At 62.5% G+C, this 7,179-nt stretch carries 9 protein-coding genes; 1 reads left to right on the top strand and 8 read right to left on the bottom strand.

Annotation, left to right across the window (positions count from 1 at the left end):
• The first annotated feature begins 237 nt into the window (after nt 1–237).
• Nucleotides 238–1,506 carry a low temperature requirement protein A gene (locus ACFFNA_RS15875; RefSeq protein WP_378919654.1) on the top strand — a complete coding sequence of 423 codons (1,269 nt, stop codon included), beginning with the start codon at nt 238–240 and terminating at the stop codon, nt 1,504–1,506.
• Nucleotides 1,507–1,532: 26 nt separating this feature from the next.
• On the opposite strand, the gene ACFFNA_RS15870 is transcribed toward ACFFNA_RS15875, so the two are convergent.
• From ACFFNA_RS15870 to dnaJ, 8 genes are all read right to left on the bottom strand, one after another.
• Nucleotides 1,533–1,949, bottom strand: a complete 417-nt coding sequence (locus ACFFNA_RS15870; protein ID WP_378919652.1) for a GFA family protein — start codon at nt 1,947–1,949, stop codon at nt 1,533–1,535.
• 43 nt (nt 1,950–1,992) lie between these two features.
• A complete protein-coding gene (locus ACFFNA_RS15865) occupies nt 1,993–2,457 on the bottom strand; it encodes an SRPBCC family protein (RefSeq protein WP_378919650.1) in 465 nt (154 codons plus the stop codon).
• Nucleotides 2,454–2,774 (bottom strand): ArsR/SmtB family transcription factor, encoded by a 321-nt coding sequence (locus ACFFNA_RS15860; RefSeq protein WP_378919648.1) that lies wholly within the window; start codon nt 2,772–2,774, stop codon nt 2,454–2,456. The genes ACFFNA_RS15865 and ACFFNA_RS15860 overlap by 4 nt, the downstream gene beginning before the upstream one ends.
• Nucleotides 2,775–3,088: 314 nt before the next feature.
• Nucleotides 3,089–3,376, bottom strand: a complete 288-nt coding sequence (locus tag ACFFNA_RS15855) for a DUF1330 domain-containing protein (RefSeq protein ID WP_111545318.1) — start codon at nt 3,374–3,376, stop codon at nt 3,089–3,091.
• Nucleotides 3,377–3,558: 182 nt separating this feature from the next.
• Complete coding sequence (pyrF, locus tag ACFFNA_RS15850) at nt 3,559–4,272, bottom strand: orotidine-5'-phosphate decarboxylase (protein WP_167458539.1); 714 nt, start codon at nt 4,270–4,272, stop codon at nt 3,559–3,561.
• Nucleotides 4,273–4,283: 11 nt separating this feature from the next.
• Nucleotides 4,284–4,880 carry an NADPH-dependent FMN reductase gene (locus tag ACFFNA_RS15845; RefSeq protein ID WP_111545317.1) on the bottom strand — a complete coding sequence of 199 codons (597 nt, stop codon included), beginning with the start codon at nt 4,878–4,880 and terminating at the stop codon, nt 4,284–4,286.
• Nucleotides 4,881–5,117: 237 nt separating this feature from the next.
• The gene (pmtA, locus tag ACFFNA_RS15840) at nt 5,118–5,720 is read right to left on the bottom strand and encodes a phospholipid N-methyltransferase PmtA (protein ID WP_378919645.1); all 603 of its coding nucleotides are present in this window, start codon (nt 5,718–5,720) and stop codon (nt 5,118–5,120) included.
• A gap of 205 nt (nt 5,721–5,925) precedes the next feature.
• Nucleotides 5,926–7,056 (bottom strand): molecular chaperone DnaJ, encoded by a 1,131-nt coding sequence (dnaJ, locus tag ACFFNA_RS15835; RefSeq protein WP_378919643.1) that lies wholly within the window; start codon nt 7,054–7,056, stop codon nt 5,926–5,928.
• Between the last annotated feature and the right edge of the window lie 123 nt (nt 7,057–7,179).

Genomic DNA, 7,179 nt, shown 5'->3' with positions numbered 1-7,179 from the left:
AGCCATTCTCGACCTCTTCACGCGGCCGCCACGCCGCAGATGTCCTCACTGTGAGAAGCTGCTCGCAGACGCCGTCAAACCTAAACTGCCAAAGTAGTGCTAGAGCAATTCCAGGAAAAGTGTGAAACGGTTTTCCGTCCGGAATTGCGTCGAAACAGGAGATAGAGCGGTTCCACGTTTCCTTGAAACGATGAACCGCTCTAGTGTCGGCTTACGACCCTCAGCGAAGGCCGCGCGATGAACACCACACCCGTCAACCCCGAAGCCCTCCACCATCATGTCAGGCGTATGGCCGGGCGCGATCCGCATGAGGCGCATCGTGTCGCTACGCCGCTTGAGCTTCTGTTCGATCTGACCTTCGTCACCGCGTTCAGCTTTGCCTCGTCGCAGCTCGCCCATGCGTTGGCCGAAGGCCACTACACGGCCGCCCTGCTCGGCTTCGCTTTCGCGAGCTTCGCCATCTGCTGGGCCTGGGTCAATTTCTGCTGGTTCTCCTCGGCCTATGACACCGACGACTGGATTTTCCGCCTCGGCACCATGGTGCAGATGATCGGCGTGCTGGTGCTGGCGATCGGCCTGCCACGCATGTTCGCCTCGATCGAGCATGGCGAGCACCTCAACAATTCGGTGATGGTGCTGGGCTATGTGATCATGCGCGTGGCGATGATCTTCCAATGGCTGCGCGCTGCCCGGCAGGACCCTGTCCGGCGCCGCACCTGCCTGACCTACGCCACCGCCATCGCGGTCGCCCAGATCGGCTGGGTGGTGCAGATCGTCGTGGATTTCCCGGTCGGCACCAGCATCATACTCGCTGGCATTCTCGGGCTCATCGAACTGGCGGGGCCGGTGATCGCGGAAGGCAAGGATGGCGGCACGCCCTGGCATGCGCACCATATGGCCGAACGCTACAGCCTGTTCGCCATCATCGCGCTGGGTGAGGGAGTCGTTGGCACGCTCGCGACCTTGTCCGCAGTGGTCGAGGAGCAGGGCTGGACCCTGGATGCGGCGCTGGTCTGCATCGCCGGCACCGGGCTCACCTTCGGGATGTGGTGGGTCTATTACATGCTGCCGTCAGCGCCGATCCTGCATGCCCACCGCAATCGCGCATTCATCTGGGGCTATGGGCAGATGCTGATTGTCGCCGCCATCGTCGCGACCGGCGCCGGGCTCCATGTCGCGGCCTATTTCATCGAGCACAAGGCGCATATCGGCGCGCTTGAAACGCTGCTTGCCACCGCCATTCCCGTCGCCGTTTTCCTGGGGATGGTCTATGCGCTCTACACTTATCTTGTGCAGCGCTTCGACCCGTTCCACATCTGGCTGCTGCTCGCGACCGCGGCGGTCGTGGCGCTTGCCATCCTCGCGGCACTTGCCGGCGTCGACATGGCGATCTGCCTGATCATCCTGATGCTGGCGCCGGCCGTCACCGTCGTCGGCTATGAAATGCTCGGGCACCGCCACCAGGCGGAAGCGCTCGCCAGCGACGAGCACCAGGCATCACAGTAGCCGGTTGCGATTTGCCCGGCGGACGTCTATCCGTGCGGCATTCGCTCGAATGTCTGCAACGAGGGATCAATCGTGTCCCACGCATGGCCGCGGATGGTGTATGTGACCACCTGCGGGTTGAATTGGCTGGGGTCGTCAAGGCTGGTCGCGTTGACCGCAATTAGTTCCGGCATGGCGACGAATGTCAGATAGACCGGCGTTCCACAGGTCGGGCAGAAGGCGTGGACCTTTTCGTTGCCGCTGGCGCCCGCCACCCGCCAGGTGCTCGCCTCGCCGATGATTGTCATATCGGCCCGCCGGCCGAAGGTCAGATAGGATCCGTGGCCGGTGCCTGCGCGCTTCTGGCAGTCGAGGCACTGGCAGTGGTTCTGGAAGATGGGCTCGCCGCTGGTTTCATAGCGGATCGCACCGCATGCACAGCCGCCGATATAGCGCTTGGTCATTGTCGTTCTCCACTGGCCTGGTTCTGCATGATATCGCAGGGCATCAGGCCGATTTCGGCTTGGCGAAAAGGTCGATGCCGCTGCCGGTTTCGAGGAAGGATTTCATGCTGGACAGCACGGCCGGCCACCCCTGGCTGATGCCTTTCGCCATGCCGCTGCCGGCTTCGAGTTCGTCATGGGTGACGGTCAGCCGCACCATTGTGTCGTATTCCTCGATGCCGAACGTCACCCGGCTGTATTGCGACGGATCGTCCGCCTGCGAAGCGTTCGCCCAGGTCATGACGAGACGGGTCGGCGGCGAGATCTCGACGACCTTGCCGACGAGTTCGACGGTCCGCTCGTCATTGGCGCGGATATGCTCCCATTTCGATCCCGGCTTCCAGTCGGAGACGTTCTCGAGGCCCCAGTAGCGTTTCGCGATATCAGGCCTGGTTATGGCCTCGAACACTTTTTGCGGCGTCGATCTGATGTAGGTCACGTAGACAAAGCTGGTCGTCTCTCTGGTCATTGGTCCTCTCCTTCGAGTTCTTGCTTCAGATCGTGCAGCAGGCTGAGCCGCTGCCGTTCGAATTTCCGCACCCACCGCTCGTAGACTTCGTGCAGCGGCACGGGGTTGATAAAATGCAGTTTTTCCCGGCCGCGCTTGACCGTGCTCACCAGATTGGCTGCCTCCAGCAGGTCGATGTGCTGGGTGGCGGATTGCCTCGCCATGTCCAGGTTTTCGCAAAGCTGGCCGAGCGTCTGTCCGTTCTTCTCGCAAAGAAGGTCAAGCAGCCTTCTGCGTGTCGGGTCGCCCAGTGCCTTGAAAACCTTGTCAGCGTCCATCAGCCTCACTCGTTCGTTTGTGAGGCTATAATATGCAGGTAAATACCTGCATGTCAACTGGCAACCAGCGCCGTCGCAATTCGCTCGGGCGAAGGCTACTCAGGCTCGGCAGTCGATTGTTGGATGGGCCGTGCGCCGGCCATATAGCGGTCGTTATCGAACGGCTATGCCCGGCCGTCGGCCAAGGCATAGTGAAACTGCCTCGCCCTCAACCGGATCGGAGCCCTGCTTGGCGGGGCGAAGCTAAGGGGAAAGGAACCTTCAGCGCGTCGTCTGACGCGCCGCCAGGCTCGGGTCGATGATCTCGATGGATCTCAGATGCCTTCGACGAGCACGATCTCGCCGTCGGCGACCTTCTGGCGGATGGCGACCGCGCGCTGGTATTCCGGCGAGTGGTAGCAGTCATGCGCCGCGGCGAGCGATTCGAACTCGATGACGACGTTGCGTGCGCGCCCGACACCCTCGGCCAGCTCATGCGCGCCGCCCCGCGCCAGGAATTTCGCGCCGAAGCGCTCGAAGGCAAGCTTCGCAGCCGCGACATACTCCTTGTAGCCTTCGGCATCGCGCACATCGACGCGGGCGATCCAATATCCCTTCGGCATTTTTTTCTCCTGTTTCTGTCCGTGCAGGCGAGGGTCAGTTTTGAAAGTCGCTCCGGCGAGACGGCTGGGGTGTTTTCGGGGTCACCGCAGGTGACGAGCGGAGCGTACTTAAAGTACGTGAGCACCGGAAGCGCAGAAAACGCCGTCAGACGACCGCCGGAGTAGAGTTTCAGAACTGGTCCTCACGCTGAGCGCATTTCGGCGAGGATGGCTTCGGCTGCTTCTCGTCTGTTGGCCGACGCGACGACCGGTCGGCCAACGACGAGATGGCTGGCACCGTTGCGGATCGCTTGTGCCGGCGTCACCACGCGCTTCTGGTCGCCATGGTCGCTGCCCGCCGGCCGGATGCCGGGCGTCACCACCGCCATGTCGGGCCCGACGATGCGGCGCACCGCTTCGGCTTCCGCGGCCGAGCAGACGATGCCGCCCATGCCGGCATGCAGCGCCTGTTCCGAGCGCCGCAGCACCAGCGTGTGCGGGTCATACTCATAGCCGACATCGATCATGTCCTGCTCGTCCATCGAGGTCAGCACGCTGACCGCGAGCAGGCAAAGGTCGCTGCCCCTGGCCGCTTCCACCGCCGCCGCCATCGCCTTTGGATAGGCGTGGATGGTCAGCATGGTGACGCCCATCTTGACGATGTTCTCGACGCCCTTGGCGACCGTGTGGTCGATGTCGAGCAGCTTCATGTCGAGGAAGACTTTTGTCCCGCCGCTGGCCAGTTCCCTGGCAAAGTCGAGCCCGCCGGCAAAGGCCAGCTGATAGCCGATCTTGTAGAAGGAGACGACGCCGTCGAGTTCGCGCACCGCCCGCTCGGCCTCCAGCACCGTCGGCACGTCGAGGCCGACGATCAGTCTTTCTTGCATCGATTGGGCCTGCATGGATTTTGTCCGCATGGTATCGGCGATCACGCCCCGATCCGGGTCGACAGCATGCGCGAGGTTTCGATCAGCGTGCGGCATAGGTGCTCCATCGATTTGTACAGTCTTTCGTCATGGAAATTGCCGCCCTCGTCGAAGGCGTTGCCGCCCTCCGGCACCGAGCATTCCGGCGTCACCACCTCCATCTGGCAACGCACCAGCACGGCGCGTAGATGGTTGATGCAGCGGATCCCGGCAAAATGCCCATTGGAGGACGAGCAAAGGCCAGCCACCTTGCCGGCCAGCGGCCTGACCGGCCGGCTGCCATCCCTGCGCACCCGGCTCACCCAGTCGATCGTGTTCTTGAGCAGCGGCGGGATGGAGCCGTTATATTCGGGCGTGGCGATCAGCAGCCCATCATGGGCGATGATTAGACGGCCGAGTTTCATGGCGTTTTCGGGAACGCCCTTTTCCTTTTCCAGATCCTCGTCGAGGATCGGCAGCGGATAGTCGGCGAGCGAGATGCGGGTCACCTCGGCGCCTTGCATGGCGAGCTCCTTTTGCGCCACGTCGGCGGTCCTGCCGCTATAGGCGCCGCTGCGCACCGAGCCGGCGAAGACGAGGACTTTCGGGATCACTGCCATTGGCCAACCTTGTTCCCGGACAGGTACAGCCAGAGGCAGCTCAAATCAACGCACCGGCCCAAAAATCAAAACCGATTTTGGCGGCGCATGCGTGAAGGGTGTGTTGAGAGTCAGGTCAGGCCGAGCCGAAAATGGTGGCTTACGAGAACCGGAGCGGAGCGTACTTTTCGTACGTGAGCACCGGAAGCGCAGGGAGCCGCCGTTTGCAGGCCGGCCTCACCTGAATATCGGCACACCCTAATGCGCCTCGCGCCGATAGATCCACAGCTGCGTCGGCGGGATGTTGCGGAAGATGAAATCGAAATGCTTGACCGTGTAGTCGCCACGGCCGGCCGGGATCGGCGACATCGGGCCATAGGTCAGCTGCACGATCGGCCGTCCGGCCGGGATACGGTCGAGCAGGCTCTCGATATAGGCGATGCGCTGGGCGACCGGAAAGTTGAGCAGCGGCACGCCGGAAACGACAGAATCGAAGAGCATCCCGCTCTTCTCGCCCAGCGTGGCGTTGAGGTTGAAGGCATCGCCCTCGATGACGTTGACGCCGGGATAGAGCCGCCGCAGGTGGCGGACGAAATCGGCGGAATATTCGACCGCGTAGAGGTTTTCGGGCCGCACGCCCTGGGCCAGGATGGCACGGGTGATGACGCCGGTGCCGGGACCGACCTCGAGCACCGGCAGGCCGGATTTCGGATTGACGATCGAGGCCATCTTGCGGGCGGTGATCGAGCTGGTCGGCACGATCGAGCCGACCGTCTTCGGCTTGTCGATCCAGCCCTTGAAGAATTTGAGCTCGTCGTCGAACTTTTCGACAAGCGCCTTCCGCAGTCCGGGACGTGTCATGCAAGCTCTCCTCGGCTCTCCCCACAAGTTACTTAACACCTGAGCGGCGCAAGGCAAGGCGCGACCATGCCGATGTCGTGGATAAGATAGCTTTGGTCGCGTCTCAAGACGCGGCACATTTCATCGATTCATGCGCCATTCTTTGGATTCTTGGTCGATGCATGTCGTTGTCCCAAAACCGGTTCCCACTTTTGGGCGACATGCATCAACGCTCGCCGAAGGATTCGAAGAAATCCTTCATGCGGGCGAAAAACCCACTCGATTGGGGCGAATTGTCCTGCGATGAGAGCTGTTCGAACTCCTCCAGCAGCTCGCGCTGGCGGCGGGTGAGGTTCTGCGGCGTCTCGACCGCGGTCTGGATGTAGAGGTCGCCGACATTGGGCTGGCGCAGCACCGGCATGCCCTTGCCCTTGAGGCGGAACTGGCGGCCGTTCTGGGTACCTTCCGGCACTTTCACCTTGGTCTGCGTGCCATCCAGCGTCGTCACCTCGAAGGAGCCGCCAAGGGCGGCCGTCGTCATCGAGATCGGCACCTTGCAATAGAGATCGGCGCCATCGCGCTGGAAGAACTCGTGCGGTTTGACCGCCAGGAAAATATAGAGATCGCCCGACGGTCCGCCGCGCAGGCCGGCCTCGCCCTCATTGGCAAGGCGGATGCGGGTGCCGTCCTCGATGCCGGCCGGGATGTTGACCGACAGCGAACGCTCTTCGGTGACGCGGCCCTGGCCGGCGCATTTCGGGCACGGGTCCTTGATGGTCTGGCCGCGCCCCTGGCATTGCGGACAGGTCCGCTCGATCGAAAAGAAGCCTTGCGTGGCGCGCACCTTGCCGTGGCCGTTGCACATCGAGCAGGTGACAGGCTGGGTGCCGGGCTTGGCGCCGCTGCCCGAGCATTCCGAGCAGGAGATCGACGCCGGCACGCGGATCTGCGCGGTCTTGCCGGCAAAGGCCTCTTCCAGCGAGATTTCCATATTGTAGCGCAGGTCGGCGCCGCGCTCGCGGCCGCCTGACGAGCGGCGCTGGCGCCCGCCCATCATGTCGCCGAAAATATCCTCGAAAATGTCGGCGAAGCCGCCGGCGCCAAAGCCTTGCGCGCCGCCATTCATGCCGCCCTGCTCGAAGGCCGCGTGACCGAAGCGGTCATAGGCCGCGCGCTTCTGCGGGTCCTTCAGCGTCTCGTAGGCTTCGTTGATTTCCTTGAACTTGTGCTCGCAGGAATGATCGCCGGGATTGCGGTCGGGATGGAACTGCATGGCGAGCTTGCGGAAAGCGCTCTTGAGCTCCTTCTCGTCGGCGCCTTTCTGGACGCCCAGCGTTTCGTAGAAATCAGCTTTCATTTTTTCCCGCTGTCCGGATACTCAACGTCTTGATGCATTGTTGCGTCTTTTGCCGGCACTGACGTTTCGATTTAGGTGCGATGGAACCGCGATGCCAGTGTCGACGCGGCTTTGCCGGCAATT

Source organism: Mesorhizobium kowhaii (assembly GCF_042431665.1).
Lineage (GTDB): Bacteria > Pseudomonadota > Alphaproteobacteria > Rhizobiales > Rhizobiaceae > Mesorhizobium > Mesorhizobium kowhaii.
The sequence above is the reverse complement of the archived record's forward strand: the minus strand, read 5'-3'. Positions and strand labels throughout refer to the sequence as shown.